The organism is Pseudomonas sp. B23(2017), from assembly GCF_002113725.1.
Lineage (GTDB): Bacteria > Pseudomonadota > Gammaproteobacteria > Pseudomonadales > Pseudomonadaceae > Aquipseudomonas > Aquipseudomonas putida_Z.
In genome coordinates, this window is the sequence record NZ_NEJM01000014.1 from 149,662 (window position 1) to 173,426 (window position 23,765).

A 23,765-nucleotide genomic window follows, 5' to 3' on the forward strand; every position below is an offset into this window, starting at 1 on the left:
GCAGCACAAGGCTGCTCCTACAGGTAATGTACTGCCCTCAAGACGGCGCCGTCCCTGTGGGAGCGGGTTCACCCGCGAAGAGGCCGGCACAGGCAGTGCAAAACTCAACTGCCAGCCAACGGATCCTTCCCGGTCACCGTCACCCCCTGCGTCGCCGCGTCGGCACTGGCCCGCAACGCCTCCAGCTCCGCCGCACTGCGCTCGATGTCCGCACGCAACCGCTGGTATTCCTGGCGATGCCGCTGCCACCAGGCCTTGGTCGAACAATGCCCGCTGACCCCGCGGGCCACCGCCAAACCTCCCACCACCATCTGCAGCAAGCCGACCAGGCCGCCATGGCGCATCCCCTTGCTGAACATCAGCGCCCCCCCGGCCAGCGAGCTGACCCGTTCCAGCCCATGAACATTGTGCTGCGACGATGCCGTCGCGGAATGGATATCGAGCATGGCAAGGCCTCCTCGTGAAGTGTAAGCAGCTGACCCGCTGGCCGCCGTCATCGTTCACTCGGTATGCCGAACGACATCCCCTGTCGCATAGAAGGCTCTGCCATGCGCCTTTCAAAGGAACCGATGTCACTTATGGTCAAGTCCGTGGCGGATCCAGGCAACTTGACCGCCCCCTCGCTGGCGTACCGTGACCGGGCGCGAAGCTCATCCACGCTGGGTTTCGATCCAGGAGCTTCACGTCCCCCCACAAAGAAAACAAAAGCAGGGATCAGGATGACAATGACAAGCGCGAGTGGCGCCAGCAATCAGCTGGCGCAAGGCTTCAAGCAACGCCATGTGACCATGCTCTCCATCGCCGGGGTGATCGGTGCCGGGTTGTTCATCGGCTCCGGGCACGCCATTGCGGCGGCCGGCCCTTCAGCCATCGTCGCCTATGCACTGGCCGGCGCGCTGGTGGTGCTGGTGATGCGCATGCTCGGGGAAATGGCCGTCGCCAGCCCCGATACCGGCTCGTTCTCCACCTACGCAGACCGCGCCATCGGCCGCTGGGCCGGCTTTACCATCGGCTGGCTGTACTGGTGGTTCTGGGTGCTGGTGATTCCCATCGAAGCCATTGCCGCCGGCGTGGTGCTCAACAACTGGTTCCCGCACATCGATGCCTGGTTCTTCGCCCTGAGCATGACCGTGCTGCTGACCGCTACCAACCTGTTCAGCGTGGCCAAGTACGGCGAGTTCGAGTTCTGGTTCGCCATGCTCAAGGTCATCGCCATCGTCGCCTTCATCGCCCTGGGCGCCGCAGCCCTGGCCGGCGTATTGCCGGGGCGTGAAGTCAGTGGCCTGCCGCTTCTGCTGGAGCAGCAGGGCGGCTTCATGCCCAATGGCTGGACCGCGATCATCGGCGCCTTGCTGACCACCATGTTCAGCTACCTGGGCACCGAAGCGGTCACCATCGCCGCCTCCGAATCGAAAGACCCGGCGCGCAACATCGCCAAGGCCACCCGTTCCGTGATCTGGCGCATCAGCGTGTTCTACCTGCTGTCGATCTTCGTGATCATCTCGGTGGTGGCGTGGAACGACCCGCTGCTGCCAGTACAGGGTTCGTACCAGCGGGCGCTGGAAATCATGAACATTCCTTACGCCAAGCAACTGGTGGACATCGTGGTACTGGTGGCGGTGGCCAGCTGCCTGAACTCGTCGATCTACATTTCGTCGCGGATGCTCTACTCGCTGAGCAAGCGCGGTGATGCGCCAGGCTTCATCCAGCGCACCTCGAAGGTGGGCGTGCCACGTGCGGCGGTGATCGGCAGCACGCTGATCGGCATGCTGGCGACCATCGTCAACTACTTCGCCCCGGCCGAGGTGTTTGCCTTCCTGCTGGCCAGTTCCGGGTCGATCGCGTTGCTGGTGTACCTGGCGATTGCCTTCTCGCAACTGCGCATGCGCGCCATCCTGCAGCGGCAGAATGTCGAGATTGCCTTCCGCATGTGGTTGTACCCATGGCTGACCTATGCGGTGATCGGTTTCATCATCTTTGCCCTGGGCACCATGTTCGTCATGCCCAAGCACCGCATGGAGGTATCGCTGACCCTGGCGCTGGCCCTGGTGATCCTGGTGCTGGGGGTGATTACCAGCAAGCGGCATGCGCGGCGGGAGGCCTTGGCAACCGCGTGAAGGGATTTGTGTGAATGGAAGAGAGCCACCTGCCTGCAGGTGGCTTTTTTGTTTGTGCCGGCCCTTTCGCGGGTAAACCCGCTCCCACAGGGGTACCACTGTGCTCAGGTCCTGCGGTGATCCTGTGGGAGCGGGTTTACCCGCGAAAGGGCCGGCAAATTTTGCCCATTTGTCTGATATGGATAATTTTCTGCCCGGTTTGGCAATGCAGCCCCAAGGGGTGTTTAATCTCACCCTTGAACCCGCTGGACCCCCTGAAAACAAAGGCCCAGACAGATTTCACCGTTCATCGAAAATGCTGTAGACATATTGTCTAACAGTACCCTATAGTCGTTATACAAATAGTAGACACAGCTCTATGACAACAAAGAAGGCCGCCATGAAAGCCACCGTCCAACCACTCAGTGCAGAAGTGCCGCAGGATCGCAAGGCCGTCCTCGCCGAAGCGCTGCGCCGCCGGATCCTCAGCATGGAACTGGCCCCGGGCGCGGTGGTGGACGAACTGGCCCTGTGCGACGAGTTCGGCCTGTCGCGCCCGCCAGTGCGTGAGCTGCTGCGCCAGATCGCCGCCGAAGGCTACATCGAACTGGAAGCCAACCGCGCGCCACGTGTCGCTGCCATGAACCACGAGTCGCTGCACAGCTTCTTCGTCGCCGCCCCGCTGATCTACATCGCCACCACCCAGCTGGCCGCCACCTATGCCAGCGCCGCCGAGATCGAAGTGCTCAAAGGTATCCAGGCCATGTTCCGCCAGGCCATCGAAGAGCGCGACGTGGAAAACCGTGTGCTCTACAACGACGCCTTCCACCTGGAAATCGGCAAGATGGCGCACAACGACTACCTGCTGCCAAGCCTGCGTCGCCTGCTGATCGACCACACCCGGCTGGGCAAGATTTTCTACCGCCACCCGACCACCGATGACATGCAGCACGACCTCGAGATCGCCTGCGAGCAGCACGACCAGATGATCCAGGCCATCGAGCGCCGCGACCCGCAAGCTGCCGGCCAGCTGGTGCGCGAGCACTTCGAGCTGTCGCGCCGGCGCATGGCCGAGTACGCCGCGCCGCAAGGGCTGGATGTACCGATTCAGATATGAGTTACCAAGGTCAGGCAACTGGCGCTGACCACCCGTCGACAACAAGAACCAGGTTAGTGACATGACAAGAATTAGTTCGTTACCTGCCGATGATGCCACCTGTGGCTGGTATCACCTGAGCAAGCCCCGCACGCCAAGGCCGGCCCACAGTGGCCACAGCCAGGCGCGCTGGGTGGTGGTCGGCGCCGGTTTCACCGGCCTGGCTGCCGCACGGCAGCTGGCAACGAACTTCCCGGACGACGAGATCGTGCTGATCGAGGCCCAGGAGGTCGGCTTTGGCACCTCCGGGCGCAACGCCGGCTTTGCCATCGACCTGCCGCACGACATCGGCGCCGAGGACTACATCGGCGACATCGACATCGCCAAGACCATCCTCAAGCTCAACCTGGGTGGCCAGTCCTACCTCAAGGAGCTGATCGAGCGCTACGACATCGAGTGCCAGTTCCGCCACTGCGGCAAGTACCAGGCGGCCGTCGAAGACCGCGGCATCGCCGTGCTGGATGCCTACCGCCGCGGCCTGGACAAGCTCGGCCAGCCCTACGAAGTGATCGAAGGCCGCGACCTGCCCGAGCACATCGGCACGCATTTCTACCGCAAGGGCCTGTTCACCCCCGGCACCGCCTTGCTGCAGCCGTCGGCGCTGGTCAAAGGCCTGGCCGACAGCCTGCCGTCCAACGTTTCGCTGTATGAACGCACGCCCATCACCGAGGTCGACTACGGCGACAAGGTAGTGCTGCGTCATGCCAACGGTTCGATCACCGCCGACAAGCTGGTGCTCACCACCAACGCCTTCGGCATGAGCTTCGGCTTCCTCAAGGGCCGCATGCTGCCGGTGTTCACCTACGGCAGCATCACCCGCCCGCTGACCGAGGAAGAGCAGGCGCGCCTGGGCGGCAAACCCTACTGGGGCGTGATCCCGGCCGACCCGTTCGGCACCACCATGCGCCGCACCGTCGACAACCGCCTGCTGATCCGCAACAGCTTCAGCTACAACCCCGACGGGCGCAGCAACCGCAAATACCTGGACCGCTTCGTCCAGCGCCACCGCGAATCGTTCGACCGGCGTTTCCCGATGCTGCCCGGAGTGAACTTCGAATACACCTGGGGCGGTGCACTGGCACTGTCGCGTAACCACATGGGGTTCTTTGGCAAGTTGGCGCCCAATGTTGTCGGCGCAATGTGCTGCAACGGCCTGGGTGTTACCCGTGGCACTGTCACCGGCAAGTTGCTGGCCGACTGGCTGGCCGGCGACAAGAACGAACTGATCGAGTTCTTGCTCAACGCTCCCGGGCCTTGTGCAAACCCGCCGCAGCCCCTGGTTTCCCTGGGCTTGAACGCCAACCTGATGTGGGGGCAGTTCCGCGCTGGCAAAGAAAGCTGACCGCTGACGGCGTTGCAACTTTGAACACTTGATGCCGGTGGCGATTTAACCGGCACGGGCACCCTTTGCCCGAAATTGATGATCGGCCATCAGGCCGGTCACCCGGGGCTGAACGCTGTTTTCAGTTTCGCGGGCACGCTCGCCTTGAATTTGTGCATGTAACAGAAGTGGCAGGAACAACAATGACAAGTCCAAATGTTTCGATTGAAGATGTACCGATCAACAACTTTCACCAGTTGCTGACCCTGCGTTCCGGTGGCGGCTCGTTCGTCGATGGCTATGTATTGAGCATCATCGGCGTTGCCATGGTGCAGATGTCGGCAGGCCTCAACCTGACCAGTTTCTGGCAGGGCATGATCGCCGCTTCGGCGCTGATCGGCATTTTCTTCGGTGGCTTCTTCGGCGGCTGGTTGACCGACCGCTTCGGCCGCAAGCGCGTATTCTTCGTTGGCCCGACCCTGTTCATCCTGGCCTCGATCGCGCAGTTCTGGGTGGAATCGGCGATGGTCCTGTTCCTGCTGCGCTTCGCCATCGGCATCGCGGTGGGCATCGAATACCCGGTGGCCACCTCGCTGCTGGTGGAGTTCCTGCCCAAGAAGAACCGTGGCCCACGCCTGGCCACCCTGACCGTGCTGTGGTTCGCCGGTGCCGCCTGCGCCTACATGGTCGGTGAAGCGATCCTGCGCCACGGTGGCGATGATGCCTGGCGCCTGGTGCTGGCCAGTGCCTCGGTGATCGGCGCGCTGCTGTTCGCGATCCGTATAGGCACCCCCGAATCGCCGCGCTGGCTAATCAGCAAAGGCCGTTCGGCCGAAGCCGAGCAGGTGATCAAGCGCGTCTACGGCAGAGATTTCTCGCTGAAGAACCTGCCGGAAGAGCTCAAGACCCGCAAGCTGTCGTTCTTCAGCCTGCTGCACTCCGGCTACGGCAAGCGCATGCTGTTCGTCACCATGTTCTGGACCTGCTCGGTGATCCCGGTGTTCGCCGTCTACGCCTTCGCTCCGAAAGTGTTGGGTGCACTGAACCTGAAAGGGGACTGGGCCGCCATCGGGTCGGTCGCCATCACCTGCCTGTTCGTGGTCGGTTGCATCATCGGCACCCGCCTGCTGAACACCATCGGCCGCCGAACCACGCTGCTGCACAGCTTCTTCTGGTCGGGGCTGGCGTTGCTGGGCCTGGGCGCTTTCAGCAACGGCAACGAGATGCTGATCCTCGCCCTGTTCGGCGCCTACGCCTTGTTTATCGGTGGCGCCCAGGTGTTGCAGCTGGTGTACCCCAACGAACTGTTCCCTACCGAAATCCGTGCCGGTGCCGTTGGCGTGGGCACCTCGATGTCGCGGGTCGGTGCTGCGGTCGGCACCTGGCTGGTGCCCATCGCCCTCGATAGCTATGGCATCGGCGCCACCATGTATGCCGCCGCCGCGGTGACCTTCGTCGGCCTGGCCTTCTCCGTTGCCCTGGCCCCGGAAACCCGCTCGCTCAACCTGCAACAAGCGGCTTCGCTGAGCTGAATTCATGACGACCCGCCGCAGCGTCGATCCGCTGCGGCCTTTACAACACTGAGCAACGCACTGGAGAACCTACCGTGAAATTCGAAGGCATCTACACCCCGGCAATCACTCCGCTGGCTGCGGACGGCTCGATCGACAAGGCGGCGTTCGCCGAGGTCCTCGAATACCTGGTCGAGTCTAAAATCCACGGCGTCATCATTGGTGGCTCCACCGGCGAGTACTACGCCCACACCACCCAGGAGCGCATCGACCTGGCCGCCCAGGCCAAGGACGTGCTGGCCGGCCGCCTGCCACTGATCGTCGGCACCGGTGGCATCCGCACCGAAGACGCCGTGGCTTTCGCCCAGCACGCCAAGGAAATCAAGGCCGACGCACTGCTGGTGGGCACCCCGCCGTACGCACTGCCGACCCAGCAGGAAATCGCCCTGCACGTCAAAGCCGTCGACGCTGCCGCCGGCCTGCCGATCATGCTCTACAACTACCCGGGCCGCATGAGCGTGAGCATGGGTGAAGAGTTCTTCGATGCCGTGGCCGACGTGAAGAACATCGTCGCCATCAAGGAAAGCTCCGGTGACATGGGCCAGTTGCACCGCCTGGCTATCCAGCGCCCGAACATCCAGCTGTCGTGCGGCTGGGACGACCAGGCCCTGGAGTTCTTTGCCTGGGGTGCCAAGAGCTGGGTCTGCGCCGGCTCCAACTTCATCCCGCGCGAGCACGTGGCCCTGTACGAGGCCTGTGTGATCGAGAAGGACTTCGACAAAGGCCGCAAGATCATGGGCGCCATGATGCCGCTGATGGACTTCCTCGAAGGCGGCAAGTTCGTCCAGTCGATCAAGTACGGCTGCGCCCTCAATGGCCTGAGCACCGGTGGCGTACGCAAGCCGCTGTATGACCTGGATGCCGCCGAGAAGCAGGAACTGCAGCGCGTGGTCACTGAACTCAAGCGCAACATCGCACAGATCACCGGAGGTGCTTGAAAATGGCCGATTTGCTGAGCAAGCAGCAATACGCGGCCCTCGCCGCCGAACTGCAACTGCGTACCCAGGCGTTCATCGACGGTGAGTTCCGCGATGCCATCTCGGGCAACACCTTCGTCACCACCAACCCGGCCACCGGCAAGCAGCTGGCCGAAGTCGCCGCCTGCGACGTCAACGACGTGAACGTTGCCGTGGCCGCCGCCAAGCGCGTGTTCGAACAGGGCACCTGGTCGAAGATGCAGCCGAACGATCGCAAGCACGTGCTGCTGAAGTTCGCCCAGCTGCTGGAAGACAACGCCCACGAACTGGCCGTGCTGGAAGCGCTGGACAGCGGCAAGCCGGTCAGCGAGTGCCAGAACGTCGACGTGCCGGAAACCATCCACACCATCCGCTGGCACGCCGAGCTGATCGACAAGATCTACGACGCCACGGCCCCGACCGGCAATGCCGCCGTGACCATGGTGGTGCGCGAGGCCATCGGCGTGGTCGGCCTGGTACTGCCGTGGAACTTCCCGCTGCTGATGCTGGCCTGGAAGATTGCCCCGTCGCTGGCCGCCGGTTGCTCGATCGTGGTCAAGCCGGCCAAGGAAACCACCCTCAGCGCCCTGCGCGTGGCCGAACTGGCCCATGAGGCGGGCATTCCTGCAGGCGTGTTCAACCTGGTACCTGGCGGTGGTCGTGAAGTGGGCGAGGCAATTGGCCGCCACATGGACATCCCGATGGTCAGCTTCACCGGCTCCACCGACACCGGCCGCCTGTTCCTGAAGTACGCCGCCGAGTCCAACCTCAAGCGCATCGTCCTGGAGCTGGGTGGCAAGAACCCGGCCGTGGTCATGAACGACTGCGAGGACCTGGACGAGGTGGCCCAGTTCGTCACCGCCGGTGCGTTCTGGAACATGGGCGAAAACTGCTCCGCTTCCTCGCGCCTGATCGTGCACAAGGACGTGAAGGACCAGCTGCTGGGCCTGATCGCCAAGCACCTGAAGGACTGGAAGCTGGGCGACCCGCTGGACCCGGACAACCGCCTGGGCGCCATGGTCAGCAAGTCGCACTTCGAGAAGGTCAAGTCGTACCTGGAATACGCCGCCGAGCACAAGCTGAGTATCGTCCAGGGTGGCGAGACCGAGGACGGCGTGTTCGTGCAGCCGACCATCGTCGACAACGTTGGCCGCGACAACAAGCTGTTCGTCGAGGAAATCTTCGGCCCGGTGCTGAGCGTGACCAGCTTCGAGACCATCGACGAGGCGATCGAGCTGGCCAACGACACCGTCTACGGCCTGGCGGCCTCGGCCTACACCGGCAGCCTGCGCAATGCGCTGCGCCTGTCGCGTGAAATCCGCGCGGGCGTGGTTACGGTCAACTGCTTCGGCGAAGGGGATGTCACCACGCCGTTCGGTGGCTACAAGGAGTCCGGCTTCGGTGGGCGCGACAAGTCCATCTGGGCCCATGACCAGTACACGGAGCTGAAGACCATCTGGATCAACGCTTCGTGACCTGAGCAAGACCGGTGCTGTTCTGACGGAGTTCGGCACCTGGCCGCCCTGTGTTGTCAGTGCCGGCCTCTTCGCGGGTAAACCCGCTCCCACAGGGAATGCACAGTCTGTGGGAGCGGGTTTACCCGCGAAAGGGCCGGTCCTGCTGCCGCAGTGGCGGCCTTTTTACTACTTGAACTTGGGCCCCGAACGGGTATTCAGCCCCTTGGCCATGCGGTCATACAGCACCACATTCACCGTCGCTGCCAGGTTCATGCAGCCCTCGGTCGGAATGTAGATGGTCTCTTCGCACCACGCCCGCACATCGGCACTGAGGCTGCCGTCTTCCGGCCCGAAGATGTAGATGGCCCGGTCCGGGTGGGTGTATTCCGGCAATGGCCGCGCGCCTTCCACCAATTCCACAGCCACCGGCGTGCAGCCCAGCGGGATGATGCGCTGCAGGTCGTCGATGCCGATCAGCGGGATGTCGTAGTGCACGCGCTTGGTGTCGGTGACGAAGTCACGGGCACGCTCGTAGCGTTTGCCGGTGTAGAACACCGAATTGACGCCGTAGCAACCCGCGGCGCGCATCACCGAGCCGACGTTTTCTGCCGACTTGGGGTTGAACAGGCCGATGCAGCTGTATCGTTTGTTTGCCACGTACCGGGGCCCTTCGCGAAAAAAAGCGCGATTATACGGGCTGCCCGGTAGCAGCGGGGGGCGAATCGATGGTCAGTCTTTCTTCAGCATGCCCGCCAGCCCGGCGAACGGGTTGTGGGTGGCCTTGGCGATGCTCGGGGTGCTGGTGGAGCCTTCGCTGAAGTACTGCTGGTCGGTGTAGCGCGAGTGCTCGTTGTCGTGGCAGTACAGGCACAGCAGCTCCCAGTTGGAGCCGTCCTGCGGGTTGTTGTCGTGGTTGTGGTCGCGGTGGTGCACGGTCAGCTCGCTCAGGCGCTTGCCGGAGAACTCGCGGGCGCAGCGGCCGCAGACGTGCGGGTACATTTTCAGGGCCTTGTCGCGGTAACCCATTTCCTTGTCGCGCTTGGCATCGGCCAGGATGCGGTCCAGGCGCGCGGTGGCGGCGGCGGAAGAGGTGGAGCTCATGGTGTTTCCTTTGTTCTGATCAGGCAAATGACGGTTATGCATTGAGTCTAGCGCGCTTGCGGGGCAGGCGGACAGGCGAAAGCCGTGATTTAGGCGTAGCCTGTAGGAAGGTTCCCGACAGGAGGTTGCTGATGTTTCGCGCGATCCTCGTTGTGCTGTTGTTCGCCGGCCTGCCCATGGCCGAAGCTGCCAGCACGCCACCCCGGTTGAGCACGCCGGTGCCCGGTGCACCGGGTACGCCGACGCCTACGCCATATCCGCAGATTACCCCGAGTACGCCGCCCAAGGCCTATGACAGCCAGCCGGGGGCGCCCCTGTTGCCGCCGATGCCGGTGCCCGGGCCACCGAAGGACCAGCCATTGCCGGGGTTGCGCCAGGACCCGCCGAAGCCGGCGGTGCAGGATGATTGACTTAGAGGGCCGTGTTGGCTTTGGGATTTTGGGGCTGCTTTGCAGCCCATCGCGACACAAGGCCGCTCCTACAGGGATCGCGCAGGATTCAGGACATGCGCTATCCCTGTAGGAGCGGCCTTGTGTCGCGAAAGGGGCGCAAAGCGCCCCCGGCTCTCTCAAGCCAGACCTAGCTCACCAAACACGAACGCATATTCCAAGGCCACATCCTTGAGCCCCTGATACCGCCCGCTCATCCCGCCATGCCCAGCCCCCATCTCGGTCTTGAGCAGCAGCAGGTTGTCGTCGGTCTTGCGCGTGCGCAGCCGCGCCACCCACTTGGCCGCTTCCCAGTACTGCACGCGGCTGTCGTTGTAGCCCGCCACCACCAGCATCGCCGGGTAGGCCTGTGCCTTCACGTTCTCGTACGGTGCGTAGGCCTTGATGCGCTCATACACCTCCGGCTCCTCAGGGTTGCCCCATTCGTCGTACTCGGTCACTGTCAACGGCAGCTCGGGGTCGAGCATGGTGTTGAGCACGTCGACGAACGGCACTTCGGCAATCGCACAGCGGAACAGCTCGGGGCGCAGGTTGAGCACCGCGCCCATCAGCAGGCCACCGGCGCTGCCGCCACTGATGGCCAGGCGGTCGGCAGCCGTGACACCCTCGGCGATCAGGTGCTCGGCACAGGCGATGAAGTCGCTGAAGGTGTTGTGCTTGTGCTCCTGCTTGCCGGCGCGGTACCAGGCTTCGCCCAGTTCACCGCCGCCACGCACATGGGCGATGGCAAAGGCCACGCCGCGCTCCAGCAGGCTCAGGCGCGCGTGCGAGAACCACGGGTCGAGGCTTTCGCCATAGGCGCCGTAGCCATACAGGTACAGCGGCACGGTCTGGCCCAGGTCCTGGCGGCGGCGCACCAGGCTGATCGGCACCCGGGTGCCGTCCGCTGCGGTAGCCCACAGGCGCTCGCTAACATAGTCGTCGGCATCGAACGGCCCCAGCACCGGGGTTTGCTTGAGCACCGCCTGGGCACCGCTGGCCAGCTCCAGCTGGCGTACCTGGGCCGGGCGGTTGAGTGCTTCGTAGCGCAGGCGCAGGCGTGGGCTGGCGAACTCCAGGCTGTCCTGCACGTACAGGCTGTAGGCCGCGTCGGGCAGTTCGACGCGGTAGGCCGCCAGGCCCTGCGGGCGTACCTCGATGATCGGCAGGCCGCCTTCGCGCAGGCTCAGGGTCAGCGCGCCGGCATTCAGGCTGAGGCCTTCGAGCATGATCGCGTCGCGGTGCGCTACCAGCACCTGCCATTGCTCACGGCTGGGCACCGGTGCGACTGGGGCGTGGTACAGGGCGAAGTTGATGCCGTCCTGGTTGGTGCGGATGAACCAGCGCCACTGGCCGTCGAGCTGGCCGTGGTCGGGGAAGTACTCGTGGCCTTCGACCCGTGGCGCCAGGCAGGTGAACGGTGCCTGCGGGGTTTCCGCGTCCAGTACCCAGGCTTCGCTGGTGGTCTTGCTGTTGAGCAGCAGCACCAGCTGGCGTTCGGAGCTGGTGCGGTAGCAGTGCAGGAAGAAGCGCCCGTCGGGCTCCTCGAACACGGTCTGCGCGCCTTCGTTGCCCAGGGTGTGGCGACGCAGGCGCCACGGGCGGTGGGTGTCGTCCAGTTCGGCGAAGAACAGCGTCTGGCTGTCGTTGGCCCAGGTCAGGCTGCCGTCGCAGTCGTCGAAGGGCAGGGTAGTGACGCTGCCACTGGCCAGGTCCTTCACGTACAGGGTGAAGATTTCGTCGCCGCTGGTGTCCAGGCTGTAGGCCAGCAGGCGGTGGTCGGGGCTGACGTTGAACGCGCCGAGGGACAGGAAACCGCCATTGGCCAGGGCGTTGGGGTCGAGCAGCAGTTGTTCCTGGCTTTCATCGACCGTGTTGGAGTCGTCGGCCGGGCGCGGGCAGCGGTAGTGGCGCGGGTACTCGTCGCCTGCGGTGGTACGGGTGTAGTACAGGTAGGGGCCCCAGGGCGCCGGCAGCGACAGGTCGGTTTCCAGGATGCGGCCCTTGATCTCTTCGAACAGTTGTTCGCGCAGCGGCGCCTGGTCGGCCAGGCAGGCTTCCTGGTAGGCGTTCTCGGCCTGCAGGTAGGCGAGCACCTCGGGGGTGTCACGCTGTTGCAGCCAGGCGTACGGGTCGCTGGCCTGGGCCTGGTGGGCAATCGGGGGTTGGGGCTTGGTTGGCATTGAGGATCTCTTGATTGGGGTTGCCTGTGCCGGCCTCTTCGCGGGCAAGCCCGCGAAGAGGCCGGTACAGGCAAACGCTGTCTGCGCCCGGAAAAGTGTTTATCATAGGCATCTCTTTGCCTGGCTTGCACGAACACCATGACCGAGAACGACTACACCCTCGCCTGGGGCCTTTACGCCGTTGCCGCCCTGGGCTGCCTGATGGTGGGCTTCAAGCTCACCGGCTGGATGTGGCGCTGGCTGCGCGAACCGCTGCGGGTGGTGCTGGCGGTGCTGCTGCTGACCCCGACCATCGTCGACCCGGTCAAGGACAGTTTCGCCCCGGCCATTGCCATCACCGCCCTGGATGTCGCCTTCAAGGTCGGCAACAACGCCTGGCGCGCGGTATCCGACTTCGCCATGTACGGCATGGGCGCGTTTTCCCTGTATTTCCTTTTCGTACTGCTGCGTTTGCCGCTGGAAAAGCGCGCCCGCGAGCGCCGCGCGCAGGCCGAGGCCGCTGCCCAGCGCCAGGCTGCCGAAGATGACCAGCTTGGCGCCCAGGGCCCGCTGGCCGCGGAGCGCCGCGACCGTTACCGTGATGCGCCACCCCCTGCCGCCCCTGCCGTCTCCCGAGGCGGCGGCCGGGTCGAGCCCCGTCTGTAAGCGGAGACACGCCTATGTGCGAACTGCTGGGCATGAGTGCCAACGTCCCCACCGACATCGTCTTCAGCTTCACCGGCCTGATGCAGCGCGGCGGCCGTACCGGCCCGCACCGTGACGGCTGGGGCATCGGCTTCTACGAAGGCCGTGGCCTGCGCCTGTTCCAGGACCCGGCCGCGAGCAGCGAGTCCGAAGTGGCCAACCTGGTGCAGCGTTACCCGATCAAGAGCGAAGTGGTCATCGGCCATATCCGCCAGGCCAACGTGGGCAAGGTGTGCCTGTCCAACACCCACCCGTTCGTGCGGGAGATGTGGGGCCGCAACTGGTGCTTCGCGCACAATGGCCAGCTGGGTGACTTCAAGGGCCAGGCCAGTTTCTACCGGCCGGTGGGCGACACCGACAGCGAGGCGGCCTTCTGCGACCTGCTCAACCGCATCCGCAGCGCCTTCCCAGAGCCCGTGCCGGTGGAACAGCTGCTGCCGGTGCTGGTCGAAGCCTGTGCCGGCTACCGCGGCCAGGGCGTGTTCAATTGCATGCTCAGCGACGGCGATTGGCTGTTCTGCTTCTGTTCGACCAAGCTGGTGCACATTACCCGCCGGGCACCTTTTGGTGCGGCGCGGTTGAAGGATGTCGACCTGATCGTCGATTTTCACACCGAAACCACCCCTAATGACGTGGTCACGGTGATCGCCACCGAGGCCTTGACCGAGAACGAGACCTGGCAGCGCTACGAGCCGGGTCAGTGGGCCCTGTGGCGGCACGGCGAGTGTGTGGCGCACGGCCAGAGCTAAGGACGCGGCATGTTCAGAAGTTACCTGCGGTTGCTGCTGTTTACCTTCGGCCTGCTGGCCGGTATCCAGGTCCCGGGGCTGGTGAAGGACTACAGCCAGCGGGTCGAGGCGCACCTGTTCGAATCACGCGAGGCGCTCGACGGCTTCCGGCAGACCGCCGAACGTTTCTTCAATGGTGACCTGCAGGCGCTGCTGCGGCATTACCGCAGCAGCGACGACCCGGTGTTCAACAGTGATGCCAACAGCATCGAAAGCCTGATGATCCGCAACGAACTGCTGGAAAACGAATGGCAAGCGCTGCAAGCGCCATGGGCGCAGCGTACCTGGCACGTGCTGGTACAGGCCGACCCGCAGTTGCGCGAAGAAACCCTCAATGGCTACAGCTACCAGATCCTGCTGGTGCCCGAGGCGGTTGGCTGGGGGCTTGGTGCAGGGTTTGTGCTGGCCTTCGTGGTTGAGAGCCTGTTGCTGGCGATTGGCTGGGTGATCCTGGGCGGGCGGCGTGGGGCGGTGAAAGAGAGCTGGCGCTAGTCCATCTGCGTTACGCGGACTTTGTGGGAGCGGCCTTGTGTCGCGAAAGGGCCGCGGAGCGGCCCCAGGGTCTCAGCAGAGATGCACAGATTGCTGGGGCCGCTCTGCGGCCCTTTCGCGACACAAGGCCGCTCCCACAAAGACCATGTTAGCCGGGTGGGACCAACACTATGCGCTGCCCACCCACATCCCGCGCATACCGCTCCAGCACCTGCCGGCAAACCCCGACCACTTCATCCACCAACGCCACCCCGGTCTGCCAGGCCACCACCAGCTCCAGGCTCGGCGGCGGTTGCAGTCCCTGCAGCAATACCAGTTCACCCCGGCTCAACTCGGCATCCACCAGCGCCGGCGGCAACGCACCAATGCCAAACCCGTCGCGCAACAGCCGGGTAATCGCCGCCACCGAGTTCACGCAGTTCAGCCTCGGCGTTTCGGCCCCGGCACTCAGCAGCAGGCTCAGCACTTCCTGGTGCGGCCGCGAGTTCTTCGAGAAGGTGATGATGCGCTCACGCCCAAGCTCGGCCAGCGAAGCGTAGTCGCGGTGCTGGTGCGAGCCGGCGGCCACCACCCAACCCATCGGGTAGCGCGCCAGGTCCAGGCTGCGGATCGACTGCTCGCGCAGCAGGTCGGTCTGCAGGATCACGTCGAGAAAGCCCTTCTGCAATTGCTCGCGAAGGTTCAGCGCAGTGTCGGCCACCAGTTCGATCTCCACCTGCGGGTAACGCTCGGTCAGCTCCGCCACCAGCGCGCTCATCCAGGTGTGGATCACCGTGTCCATCACCCCGATACGGATGCGCCCGACCTTGGCCCGGTCGCTGTCCAGCGACTGTTTCATGGCCTTGGCGGTTTCCAGCATGCGCTCGGCATATTCCAGTACCTTGCTGCCCTCCGGGGTCAGGCTGACGCCGCGTGAATCGCGCAGCAGCAGCTTCACGCCCAGGTCGGCTTCCAGCGCGGCAATGCGGCTGGACACCGAGGCCTGGGTGGTGAACAGCTTTTCCGCGGTCAGGCGGAAGCTCTTGAGCCGGGCGACCCAGACGAAGGTTTCGAGGAAGCGAAGGTTCATGATCAGTTTTTCTTGTTCCAGACCGGCGGTTTTTCTCGTTGGACGCAAATGGCGCGGCGTCTGAACAATGGCAGCCAGGCCGCGACTCATTGTCGCCCATAAAACAATACCAACAAGCCGAGGCAAGCATGAACCCCACCGGCGTGCAGCAGCAGGTCAGTTCCCCATCTTCGTCCGGGCCTTTCGCCTGGTATCGCGACATCGACTCACAGCAGCGCCGGACGTTCTGGAGCTGCAAGATCGGCTACGGCCTGGATGGCATGGACACACAGATGCTCAGCTTCGTCATTCCGACGCTGATCATGCTGTGGGGCATCACCACCACCGAAGCCGGGTTGATCCACACCAGCACCTTGATCGCCTCGGCCGTGGGTGGCTGGGTGGCCGGCATTCTCTCCGACCGCATTGGCCGCGTGCGCACCCTGCAACTGACGGTGCTGTGGTTTGCCTTCTTCACCTTCCTCTGCGGCTTCGCCCAGAACTACGAACAGCTGCTGATCGCCCGTACCCTGATGGGCTTCGGCTTTGGCGGTGAGTGGACCGCCGGCGCGGTGCTGATCGGCGAGGTGATCCGCGCCCAGGACCGTGGCAAGGCGGTGGGCATGGTGCAGTCCGGCTGGGCGCTTGGCTGGGGCCTCACCGCCATCCTCTACGCGCTGCTGTTCTCCTGGCTGCCGGCAGAGCAGGCCTGGCGCGCGCTGTTCCTGCTGGGCCTGGTACCGGCGATCTTCGTGATCTTCGTCCGCCGCCTGGTCAAGGACCCCGAGATATACCGCGAGGCCAAGGCGGTGGAAAACGCCGAGGCACCTGCGCAGTTCTACGAAATCTTCGCCCCGGGCATGCTCTGGACCACCGTGCGTGCGTCCCTGCTGACCACCGGCGCGCTGGGCGGCTACTACGCCATTACCTCGTGGCTGCCGACCTTCCTCAAGAACGAGCGCGGCCTGAGCGTGCTGGGTACCGGTGGCTACCTGGCCATGGTGATCGTCGGCTCCTACGTCGGCTATGTGGTCAGTGCGTACCTGTCCGACCTGCTGGGGCGCAAGAAGAACTTCATCCTGTTCGCCGTGGGCTCGTTCGTCATCGTGCTGCTGTACACGCAAATGCAGGTCAGCGACGGCGTGATGCTGTGGCTGGGCTTCCCGCTGGGCTTCTTCGCCTCGGGCATCTTCAGCGGCATGGGCGCGTTCCTCACCGAACTGTTCCCCACGCGTATCCGCGGTTCAGGGCAGGGCTTCTGCTACAACATCGGCAAGGTCATCGCGGCACTGTTCCCGCTGCTGATCGGCGTGCTCGGCCAGAAGGTACCGCTGGGCCTGGGTATCGGCGTGTTCTCCGCCGTGTCCTACGGGGTGGTGATCGTGGCGGCGCTGAGCCTGCCGGAAACCCGCGGCAAACAGCTGCAGGCGCGTTAAGGTAGGCATATGAACAACGACAACGGAGGCCGTGCGGTGGAACGCCTGCTACTCAATTGCGACATGGGCGAGAGTTTCGGCAGCTGGCGCATGGGCCTGGATGCCGAAGTCATGCCTTACATCGATTGCGCCAACATCGCCTGCGGCTACCACGCCGGCGACCCCAGCATCATGCGCCGCACCGTGGCCCTGGCGCTGGAGCACGGCGTGACCATCGGCGCGCACCCGGCCTACCCGGACCTGGTCGGCTTTGGCCGCCGCTCCATGGCCTGCAGCCCGGAGGAAATCCGCGACCTGCTGCATTACCAGATCGGTGCGCTGGACGGCATCTGCAAAGTGTTGGGCGGCCGTGTGGCCTACGTGAAACCCCATGGCGCGCTGTACAACGACATGATGGCCGACCCGCTCAAGCTGCGTACCGTACTGGAGGCTGTGGCGGCCTATGGCGGCGGCCTGCCGCTGATGCTGATGGCTACCGCCGACAACCGCGCTGCCCAGGCCCTGGGCGATGAAATTGGCGTGCCGCTGTGGTTCGAAGCATTCGCCGACCGCGCCTACGCCGCCAGCGGGCACCTGGTGTCGCGGCGCCTGCCCGGTGCGGTGCACCACGACCCGGCGCTGGTGGTGGAGCAGGCCGTGCGCCTGGCCCGTGGCGACACGCTGGTGGCGGACGATGGCAGTGCGTTGACGCTTGCAGCCAGCACCCTGTGCGTGCACGGCGACAACGAAAGTTCGGTGGCGGCGGTGCGGCAGATTCGCCAGGCCCTCGATGCCCTGGAGTCGCGATGAAGCCGCGTATTGAAGTTGTGGCCATCGACAGCCTGATGGTGCGCCTGTTCGATTCCATCGACGAGGGCAACATGCCGTGGATGCTTGCTGCCAGCCAGCGCTTGCGTGCGGCGTTCGGCGAGCACTTGCTGGACCTGGTGCCGTCCTACACCACGCTGATGGTGCAGTTCGACCTGCCACCGGGTGAGGCGAGGGCACTGATCATCCGTGCGCTGGAGGGCTTGCAGCCAGGCACGGGCAGCGGTGGCCGCCGCCATGAGATCCCGGTGTGGTACGACGCCAGCGTCGGCCCGGAACTGCCGGTGTTGGCGGCCAGCAGTGGCTTGAGTGAAGCAGAGGTGATCCGCTTGCACAGCGAGCGCGAGTACCCGGTGTTCGCCCTGGGTTTCGCCCCCGGTTTCGGCTTCATGGGCCTGGTGGACGAACGCCTGGCCAGCCCGCGCCTTAGCACCCCGCGCAAGCGCGTGGCGGCCGGCAGCGTCGGCATTGCCGAGCGCCAGACGGCGGCCTATCCGGCGGTATCGCCGGGTGGCTGGAACCTGATCGGGCGTACCCCGGTGCGCCTGTTCGACCGTGAACGCGAGGGCTACAGCCTGTTGCAACCCGGTGACCGGGTGCGCTTCGTGCCGGTTTCGCGCAGCGAGTTCGTGGCGTTGGGCGGTGATGTGGAGGCACAAGCATGAAGCAGTTGAAGATCGAGGCCAGTACGCCGCTGTGCCAGTTGCAGGATGCCGGGCGCTTTGGCGTACGCCACCTGGGCGTGACCCAGGGCGGGGCGCTGGACTGGGTGGCGATGCACTGGGCCAACTGGCTGCTGGGCAACCCGTTGGCGGCGCCGGTGGTCGAGGTGGCGCTAGGTGGTTTCTGTGTGGTCGCAGAGCAGGATTGTGTGCTGGCCCTGGCCGGTGCCGACCTGGATGCGCGGGTCGATGATCAGCCGCTGGCGCCCTGGCGCAGCTTTGTATTGGCCAAGGGGCAGCGGTTGACCCTGAAACAGCCGAAGCAGGGCGTGCGGGCGTACCTGGCAGCACCTGGCGGGTTCCTGGGCGAGGATGTGCTGGGCAGCCGTGCCACGGTCGTGCGGGAAGAACTGGGCGGTATCTATGGCCAGGGCTCTGCGCTAGGCAAAGGCCAGCTGCTGGCATTTTCCAGCGCTTCAGCGACCTTGCGTGAGGTACCGGCAGCGCTGCGGCCACAGTACGCACAAAAGCCAGTGCTTGACCTGGTGATCGGCGCACAGATCGGTGACTTCAGCGGTACCAGCTTGTTCGAGGCGTTCAACCGCGAGTGGACGCTGGACAGCCGTGCCGACCGCATGGGCATCCGCCTGCTGGGGCCGCAGCTGGTCTACCAGGGCGCGCCGATGATTTCCGAGGGGATTCCGCTGGGGGCGGTGCAGGTGCCGCCGGATGGACAGCCGATCGTGTTGCTCAATGACCGGCAGACCATTGGTGGCTATCCGCGGCTGGGGGCATTGACGCCGTTGGCGCTGGTGCAACTGGCGCAGTGTATGCCGGGGGCGGTGGTGCGGTTCCGGGCGGTGGTGCAGGATGAGGCGTGGCGGGAGCAGCAGGTATATCTGGACCGTTGGCGTTAAGGCTGCCGGCCTCTTCGCGGGTGAACCCGCTCCCACAAGTACCCCACAGGCCTCAAGGCATGCGCAATACCTGTGGGAGCGGGTTCACCCGCGAAAGGGCCGGTACCGGCAAAATCACTTGGACAGGTAACGCATCCCTTCCTCCAACCCCTGCAAGGTCAGCGGGTACATCTTGTCTTCGATCAAGTCCCGCACCAGGTGGGTCGATGCGGTGTAGTCCCAGGCCTGCTTCGGGTACGGGTTGATCCAGATGATCTTCCTGAATTTCTCCATGAAGCGCTGCATCCACACATACCCGGCCTCTTCGTTCCAGTGCTCCACGCTGCCACCCGGCTGGGTAATCTCGTAGGGCGCCATGGCCGCATCGCCGACGAACACAACCTTGTAGTCATCGCCGTACTTGTGCAGCAGGTCGAAGGTGGAATAGCGCTCCGAGGTGCGGCGCAGGTTGTTCTTCCACACCGACTCGTACACGAAGTTGTGGAAGTAGTAGTACTCCAGGTGCTTGAACTCGGTCTTGCACGCCGAGAACAGTTCTTCGCAGACCTTGACGTGGGCGTCCATCGAGCCACCGATGTCGAAAAGCAACAGCAGCTTCACCGTGTTGCGCCGCTCGGGGCGCATCTGGATGTTCAGCAGCCCGGCATCCCGCGCGGTGTGGTCGATGGTGCCGTCGATGTCCAGCTCTTCTGCGGCGCCTTCACGGGCGAACTTGCGCAGCCGGCGCAAGGCCAGCTTGATGTTGCGGGTGCCCAGCTCCACCTGGTCGTCCAGGTTCTTGTATTCGCGCTGGTCCCACACCTTCACCGCCTTGCCCTGGCGCTTGCCGGCCTCGCCCACGCGGATGCCCTCGGGGTTGAAGCCGCCCGAGCCGAACGGGCTGGTGCCGCCGGTGCCGATCCACTTGTTGCCGCCGGCGTGACGCTCCTTCTGCTCCTCGAGGCGCTTCTTGAACTCCTCGATCAGCTTGTCCAGGCCACCCAGCGACTGGATCTGCGCGCGCTCCTCATCGGTCAGCGAACGCTCGAACTCCTTGCGCAGCCAGTCTTCGGGGATCAACGCCTCGATATGCTGGTCGAGGTTTTCCAGGCCCTTGAAGTAGGCGGCGAAGGCGCGGTCGAACTTGTCGAAGTGGCGCTCGTCTTTCACCAGGATGGCGCGGGCGAGGTAGTAGAACTCGTCCATGTCGGCGAACACCACGCGCTTTTGCAGGGCCTGGTGCAGGTCGAGCAGTTCGCGTACCGACACCGGCACCTTGGCCGCGCGCATTTCATTGAACAGGTTGAGCAGCATGGCCCGGCTCCTGTCAGCGGTTGCCGCGCCGGCTCATGAAGGCCAGGCGCTCGAGCAGTTGTACGTCCTGCTCGTTCTTCACCAGCGCCCCGGCCAGCGGTGGAATGGCCTTGGTCGGGTCGCGTTCGCGCAGCACCGCTTCACCGATGTTGTCGGCCATCAGCAGCTTGAGCCAATCGACCAGTTCGGAGGTGGACGGCTTTTTCTTCAGGCCTGGTACCTTGCGCACGTCGAAGAACACGTCCAGCGCCTCGCTGACCAGCGACTGGCTGATGTTCGGGTAGTGCACGTCGACGATCTGCTGCAGGGTAGTGCGGTCGGGGAAGGCGATGTAGTGGAAGAAGCAGCGGCGCAGGAAGGCGTCCGGCAGCTCTTTTTCGTTGTTGGAAGTGATGATGATGATCGGGCGCTGTCTGGCCTTGATGGTCTCGTCGATTTCGTAGACGTAGAACTCCATCTTGTCGAGCTCTTGCAGCAGGTCGTTGGGGAACTCGATGTCGGCCTTGTCGATTTCGTCGATCAGCAGGATGACCCGTTCCTCGGCCTCGAAGGCCTCCCACAGCTTGCCCTTCTTCAGGTAGTTGCGCACATCGTGGACCTTGTCCACGCCCAGCTGCGAGTCACGCAGGCGGCTGACCGCGTCGTACTCGTAGAGGCCCTGGTGAGCCTTGGTGGTGGACTTGATGTGCCAGGTGATCAGGCGCGCACCGAACGAAGCAGCCAGCTGCTCGGCGAGCATGGTCTTGCCGGTGCCGGGTTCGCCCTTGACCAGCAAGGGGCGTTCGAGGGTGATGGCCGCGTTTACCGCCAGTTTCAGATCGTCTGTGGCGACGTAGTCGCGGGTGCCTTCGAACTTCATGGGTCTGTCCTCTGAGGGTAGTCTGTACTGGCCCTATCGCCGGCAAGCCGGCTCCCACAGGTACAGCACAGGTCTTGAGAACTGTGGGGATCCTGTGGGAGCTGGCTTGCCGGCGATAGGGCCGGAACAGGCAGTACATATTTTCGATTTGTCACCGACTATAACGCGGGGTTCGCCGACTGGAAACGCAGACCAGGTATTCAGTCCCTGAATGCCCCGTCACTCGATCCTAGTCGGAATCCGGCGCGTCACGCTCATACCGCGCATTGAACGCCTGAATGAACCCGTTGCGCAGGATCTGCAGAAACGCCTCGAAGGCGCTGATATCCTGCTGGTGCACGCTACCGCTGAGCTCTACCCGGGTCGCGAACTGGTTCTTCGGCTGGTTCTTCAATACCGTCTCGGTCGCGCCCACCAGCGCTTCCCAGACTGAGCGGAAGAAGCCTTTGTCCTTTTCCTGCACATCCTGCTGCCAGTCGAACACATCCACATCCCGCAACAGTGGCTTGATGTACCCATTCAATCGGCCGTTGGTCGCCTCGGCCTCTATCACCACATCGCCGTGCCCGGCATTGAAGTCGAACTTGCCGTATGCGCTGGCGAAGTCGTTGAGCTTGCGCAACTCGATACCCGTGGCGCGCAGGCGGAACTCGAAGTCGTCGAAATCGCTGAACGGGTCGAAGGTGGCGCGACTTTCCACCTTGGCATCGCCTACGATCAGCGCCGTGCCATCGAAGCTGGCATCACGTCGGCCCTTTTCGTCACGAATGTTGGTGAGGTTACGAATACTGGCATCGAGCTGAGTGGCCTTCAGGTTGACGGGTGGCTTGGAGTTGAAGTTGCGGAAAGTCAGCACGCCTTTGTCGATGCGAACCTCGTTAAGGGTGATCGGCAGCAGTTTTTCCAGTTGCTGGCGCCAGTCGGTGCCCTGACCGGTCTGCGAGTTCTGTTTGTTGCCGCCATCGACGAAGTTGAGCTCCGGCCGGTCGAACACCACTTCGGCAACCACTGCGCGGTCGTACCACAGGGCGTGCCAGCTCACCGACAGGTCGATCAGCGGCGCGTCGAGAAACGGCACCGGCACCTTGCCGGTGGTCTTGACGATCTTCAGCCCATTGATCTGGTATGCGCCGCGCCACCAGGCCAGGTCCACATCGGCCACCTGGCCACGGTAGTCGCCCATGTCGGCCAGTTTGTCGTTGAGGTAGTCGCGCACCAGGTAGGGCAGGGCCAGGTGCAGCGCCACCAACAGCACGATCAGGCTGGCCAGGCCGATCAGCGGCCAGCGATAACGGGCTCTCATCGAAGTGTCTCCAACGCAGGATATGCGGTTGACCGCAACGAGTCCGCGTGAGTTCGAACAGGCTTTACGGGCCACCGGCCCGGGCTTACCCTTGAGGTCTTTCCCTGCTTTTTTTCATGCCAAGGACCCCTGCCATGAGCCGTATCTTTGCAGACAACGCCCACTCCATCGGTAACACACCGCTGGTGCAGATCAACCGCATTGCCCCGCGCGGCGTGACCATCCTGGCCAAGATCGAAGGGCGTAACCCGGGCTACTCGGTCAAATGCCGCATCGGCGCGAACATGGTCTGGGACGCCGAAAGCAGCGGCAAGCTCAAGCCGGGCATGACCATCGTCGAACCCACCTCGGGCAACACCGGCATCGGTCTGGCCTTCGTCGCCGCCGCCCGTGGCTACAAGCTGATGCTGACCATGCCCGCCTCCATGAGCCTGGAGCGCCGCAAGGTGCTGAAGGCGCTGGGTGCCGAGCTGGTGCTGACCGACCCGGCCAAGGGCATGAAGGGCGCCATCGAGAAAGCCAACGAAATCGTCGCCTCCGACCCGGCCCAGTACTTCCTGCCGGGCCAGTTCGAAAACCCGGCCAACCCGGCGATCCACGAAAAAACCACCGGCCCGGAAATCTGGAACGACACTGACGGCGCGGTCGACGTGCTGGTGGCGGGCGTCGGCACCGGCGGCACCATCACCGGTGTTTCGCGCTACATCAAGCATACGCAGGGCAAGGCGATCCTGTCGGTGGCGGTGGAACCAGTGGCATCGCCGCTGATCAGCCAGACCCTGGCCGGCGAAGAGCTCAAGCCCAGCCCGCACAAGATCCAGGGCATCGGCGCAGGCTTCGTGCCGAAGAACCTCGACCTGTCGATCGTCGACCAGGTGGAAACGGTGACCGACGAAGAGTCCAAGGCCATGGCCATCCGCCTGATGCAGGAAGAGGGCATCCTCTGTGGCATTTCCTGTGGTGCGGCGATGGCGGCGGCCGTGCGCCTGGCCGAAAAGCCGGAAATGCAGGGTAAGACCATCGTCGTGATTCTGCCGGACTCCGGTGAGCGCTACCTGTCGAGCATGCTGTTCAGCGACATGTTCAGCGAGCAGGAAAACCAGCAGTAATGGCCTTGCCGCTGATCCCGCGCAACGTTCGGCGGCTTGGTTTATTGCAAAATCTTCATGATTGAGTTGCTGCCAGGGCTGTTTTTACCCTGGCGGCA

The 23,765-nt window shown here is 64.0% G+C and carries 23 protein-coding genes; 15 read left to right on the forward strand and 8 right to left on the reverse strand.

Translation table 11 applies throughout. From position 1 onward, the window contains the following. Positions 1 to 104: 104 nt before the first annotated feature. The gene (locus tag CAG46_RS21175; RefSeq protein ID WP_075046031.1) at positions 105 to 446 is read right to left on the reverse strand and encodes a DUF2892 domain-containing protein; all 342 of its coding nucleotides are present in this window, start codon (positions 444 to 446) and stop codon (positions 105 to 107) included. Positions 447 to 719: 273 nt separating this feature from the next. Here CAG46_RS21175 and gabP point away from each other — a divergent pair, with 273 nt between their 5' ends. The 6 genes from gabP to CAG46_RS21205 all read left to right on the forward strand — a co-directional run bounded on the left by gabP (position 720) and on the right by CAG46_RS21205 (position 8,575). Further along, on the forward strand, positions 720 to 2,117 hold the full coding sequence (gene gabP, locus CAG46_RS21180; protein WP_025340219.1) for a GABA permease: 1,398 nt from the start codon (positions 720 to 722) through the stop codon (positions 2,115 to 2,117). Positions 2,118 to 2,496: 379 nt separating this feature from the next. After that, the gene (locus tag CAG46_RS21185) at positions 2,497 to 3,213 is read left to right on the forward strand and encodes a GntR family transcriptional regulator (RefSeq protein WP_085618065.1); all 717 of its coding nucleotides are present in this window, start codon (positions 2,497 to 2,499) and stop codon (positions 3,211 to 3,213) included. 61 nt (positions 3,214 to 3,274) lie between these two features. Then, entirely contained in the window at positions 3,275 to 4,594 is a 1,320-nt protein-coding gene (locus CAG46_RS21190) for an FAD-binding oxidoreductase (protein WP_085618067.1), read from the forward strand. Between the two features lie 182 nt (positions 4,595 to 4,776). Further along, positions 4,777 to 6,105 carry an MFS transporter gene (locus CAG46_RS21195; RefSeq protein ID WP_085618069.1) on the forward strand — a complete coding sequence of 443 codons (1,329 nt, stop codon included), beginning with the start codon at positions 4,777 to 4,779 and terminating at the stop codon, positions 6,103 to 6,105. Between the two features lie 74 nt (positions 6,106 to 6,179). After that, positions 6,180 to 7,082, forward strand: coding sequence for a dihydrodipicolinate synthase family protein (locus CAG46_RS21200; protein WP_025340215.1), 903 nt, complete (start codon positions 6,180 to 6,182; stop codon positions 7,080 to 7,082). Between the two features lie 2 nt (positions 7,083 to 7,084). Next, the gene (locus CAG46_RS21205; protein WP_025339614.1) at positions 7,085 to 8,575 is read left to right on the forward strand and encodes an aldehyde dehydrogenase; all 1,491 of its coding nucleotides are present in this window, start codon (positions 7,085 to 7,087) and stop codon (positions 8,573 to 8,575) included. A gap of 168 nt (positions 8,576 to 8,743) precedes the next feature. Here CAG46_RS21205 and CAG46_RS21210 read toward each other — a convergent pair whose 3' ends face one another. Both CAG46_RS21210 and CAG46_RS21215 read right to left on the reverse strand, forming a co-directional pair. Continuing rightward, a complete protein-coding gene (locus tag CAG46_RS21210) occupies positions 8,744 to 9,214 on the reverse strand; it encodes an RNA methyltransferase (RefSeq protein WP_025340213.1) in 471 nt (156 codons plus the stop codon). Between the two features lie 72 nt (positions 9,215 to 9,286). After that, a complete protein-coding gene (locus CAG46_RS21215) occupies positions 9,287 to 9,658 on the reverse strand; it encodes a YajD family HNH nuclease (protein ID WP_003259546.1) in 372 nt (123 codons plus the stop codon). Between the two features lie 131 nt (positions 9,659 to 9,789). Here CAG46_RS21215 and CAG46_RS21220 point away from each other — a divergent pair, with 131 nt between their 5' ends. Next, the gene (locus CAG46_RS21220; RefSeq protein ID WP_085618071.1) at positions 9,790 to 10,068 is read left to right on the forward strand and encodes a hypothetical protein; all 279 of its coding nucleotides are present in this window, start codon (positions 9,790 to 9,792) and stop codon (positions 10,066 to 10,068) included. A 158-nt stretch (positions 10,069 to 10,226) separates the two neighbouring features. Here the strand turns inward: CAG46_RS21220 and CAG46_RS21225 are convergent, their stop codons facing one another. Further along, on the reverse strand, positions 10,227 to 12,269 hold the full coding sequence (locus CAG46_RS21225; protein ID WP_085618073.1) for a S9 family peptidase: 2,043 nt from the start codon (positions 12,267 to 12,269) through the stop codon (positions 10,227 to 10,229). A gap of 138 nt (positions 12,270 to 12,407) precedes the next feature. Between CAG46_RS21225 and CAG46_RS21230 the strand changes: the two genes are divergently transcribed. Genes CAG46_RS21230 through CAG46_RS21240 form a run of 3 tightly spaced genes read left to right on the forward strand, consistent with a single transcriptional unit; the run spans position 12,408 to position 14,233 of the window. Further along, positions 12,408 to 12,914, forward strand: coding sequence for a hypothetical protein (locus CAG46_RS21230; protein WP_025340210.1), 507 nt, complete (start codon positions 12,408 to 12,410; stop codon positions 12,912 to 12,914). A gap of 14 nt (positions 12,915 to 12,928) precedes the next feature. Continuing rightward, on the forward strand, positions 12,929 to 13,702 hold the full coding sequence (locus CAG46_RS21235) for a class II glutamine amidotransferase (RefSeq protein WP_013973756.1): 774 nt from the start codon (positions 12,929 to 12,931) through the stop codon (positions 13,700 to 13,702). Positions 13,703 to 13,711: 9 nt separating this feature from the next. Next, positions 13,712 to 14,233: a DUF2937 family protein gene (locus CAG46_RS21240; protein WP_003259551.1), complete on the forward strand. Its 522-nt coding sequence runs from the start codon at positions 13,712 to 13,714 to the stop codon at positions 14,231 to 14,233. Between the two features lie 148 nt (positions 14,234 to 14,381). On the opposite strand, the gene CAG46_RS21245 is transcribed toward CAG46_RS21240, so the two are convergent. Then, positions 14,382 to 15,302, reverse strand: coding sequence for a LysR family transcriptional regulator (locus tag CAG46_RS21245; RefSeq protein WP_085618076.1), 921 nt, complete (start codon positions 15,300 to 15,302; stop codon positions 14,382 to 14,384). 128 nt (positions 15,303 to 15,430) lie between these two features. On the opposite strand from CAG46_RS21245, the gene CAG46_RS21250 reads away from it, so the two are divergent. From CAG46_RS21250 to CAG46_RS21265, 4 genes are read left to right on the forward strand one after another with little or no spacing between them, the layout of a single operon-like run. Continuing rightward, positions 15,431 to 16,717, forward strand: a complete 1,287-nt coding sequence (locus CAG46_RS21250) for an MFS transporter (RefSeq protein WP_085618078.1) — start codon at positions 15,431 to 15,433, stop codon at positions 16,715 to 16,717. A gap of 9 nt (positions 16,718 to 16,726) precedes the next feature. Then, positions 16,727 to 17,506 carry a 5-oxoprolinase subunit PxpA gene (locus CAG46_RS21255; RefSeq protein WP_085618080.1) on the forward strand — a complete coding sequence of 260 codons (780 nt, stop codon included), beginning with the start codon at positions 16,727 to 16,729 and terminating at the stop codon, positions 17,504 to 17,506. Further along, positions 17,503 to 18,189 (forward strand): 5-oxoprolinase subunit PxpB, encoded by a 687-nt coding sequence (pxpB, locus tag CAG46_RS21260; protein WP_085618082.1) that lies wholly within the window; start codon positions 17,503 to 17,505, stop codon positions 18,187 to 18,189. Before CAG46_RS21255 ends, pxpB begins: the two co-directional genes overlap by 4 nt. Then, the gene (locus CAG46_RS21265; RefSeq protein ID WP_085618084.1) at positions 18,186 to 19,103 is read left to right on the forward strand and encodes a biotin-dependent carboxyltransferase family protein; all 918 of its coding nucleotides are present in this window, start codon (positions 18,186 to 18,188) and stop codon (positions 19,101 to 19,103) included. The genes pxpB and CAG46_RS21265 overlap by 4 nt, the downstream gene beginning before the upstream one ends. A 114-nt stretch (positions 19,104 to 19,217) precedes the next feature. Here the strand turns inward: CAG46_RS21265 and CAG46_RS21270 are convergent, their stop codons facing one another. From CAG46_RS21270 to CAG46_RS21280, 3 genes are all read right to left on the reverse strand, one after another. Next, positions 19,218 to 20,396, reverse strand: coding sequence for a VWA domain-containing protein (locus tag CAG46_RS21270; RefSeq protein WP_085618086.1), 1,179 nt, complete (start codon positions 20,394 to 20,396; stop codon positions 19,218 to 19,220). 13 nt (positions 20,397 to 20,409) lie between these two features. Then, positions 20,410 to 21,255 carry a MoxR family ATPase gene (locus CAG46_RS21275; RefSeq protein WP_013973748.1) on the reverse strand — a complete coding sequence of 282 codons (846 nt, stop codon included), beginning with the start codon at positions 21,253 to 21,255 and terminating at the stop codon, positions 20,410 to 20,412. A gap of 229 nt (positions 21,256 to 21,484) precedes the next feature. Then, positions 21,485 to 22,558: a DUF748 domain-containing protein gene (locus CAG46_RS21280; RefSeq protein WP_085618088.1), complete on the reverse strand. Its 1,074-nt coding sequence runs from the start codon at positions 22,556 to 22,558 to the stop codon at positions 21,485 to 21,487. 134 nt (positions 22,559 to 22,692) lie between these two features. Between CAG46_RS21280 and cysK the strand changes: the two genes are divergently transcribed. Beyond that, positions 22,693 to 23,667 (forward strand): cysteine synthase A, encoded by a 975-nt coding sequence (gene cysK, locus CAG46_RS21285; protein ID WP_013973746.1) that lies wholly within the window; start codon positions 22,693 to 22,695, stop codon positions 23,665 to 23,667. The last annotated feature ends 98 nt before the right edge of the window (positions 23,668 to 23,765 follow it).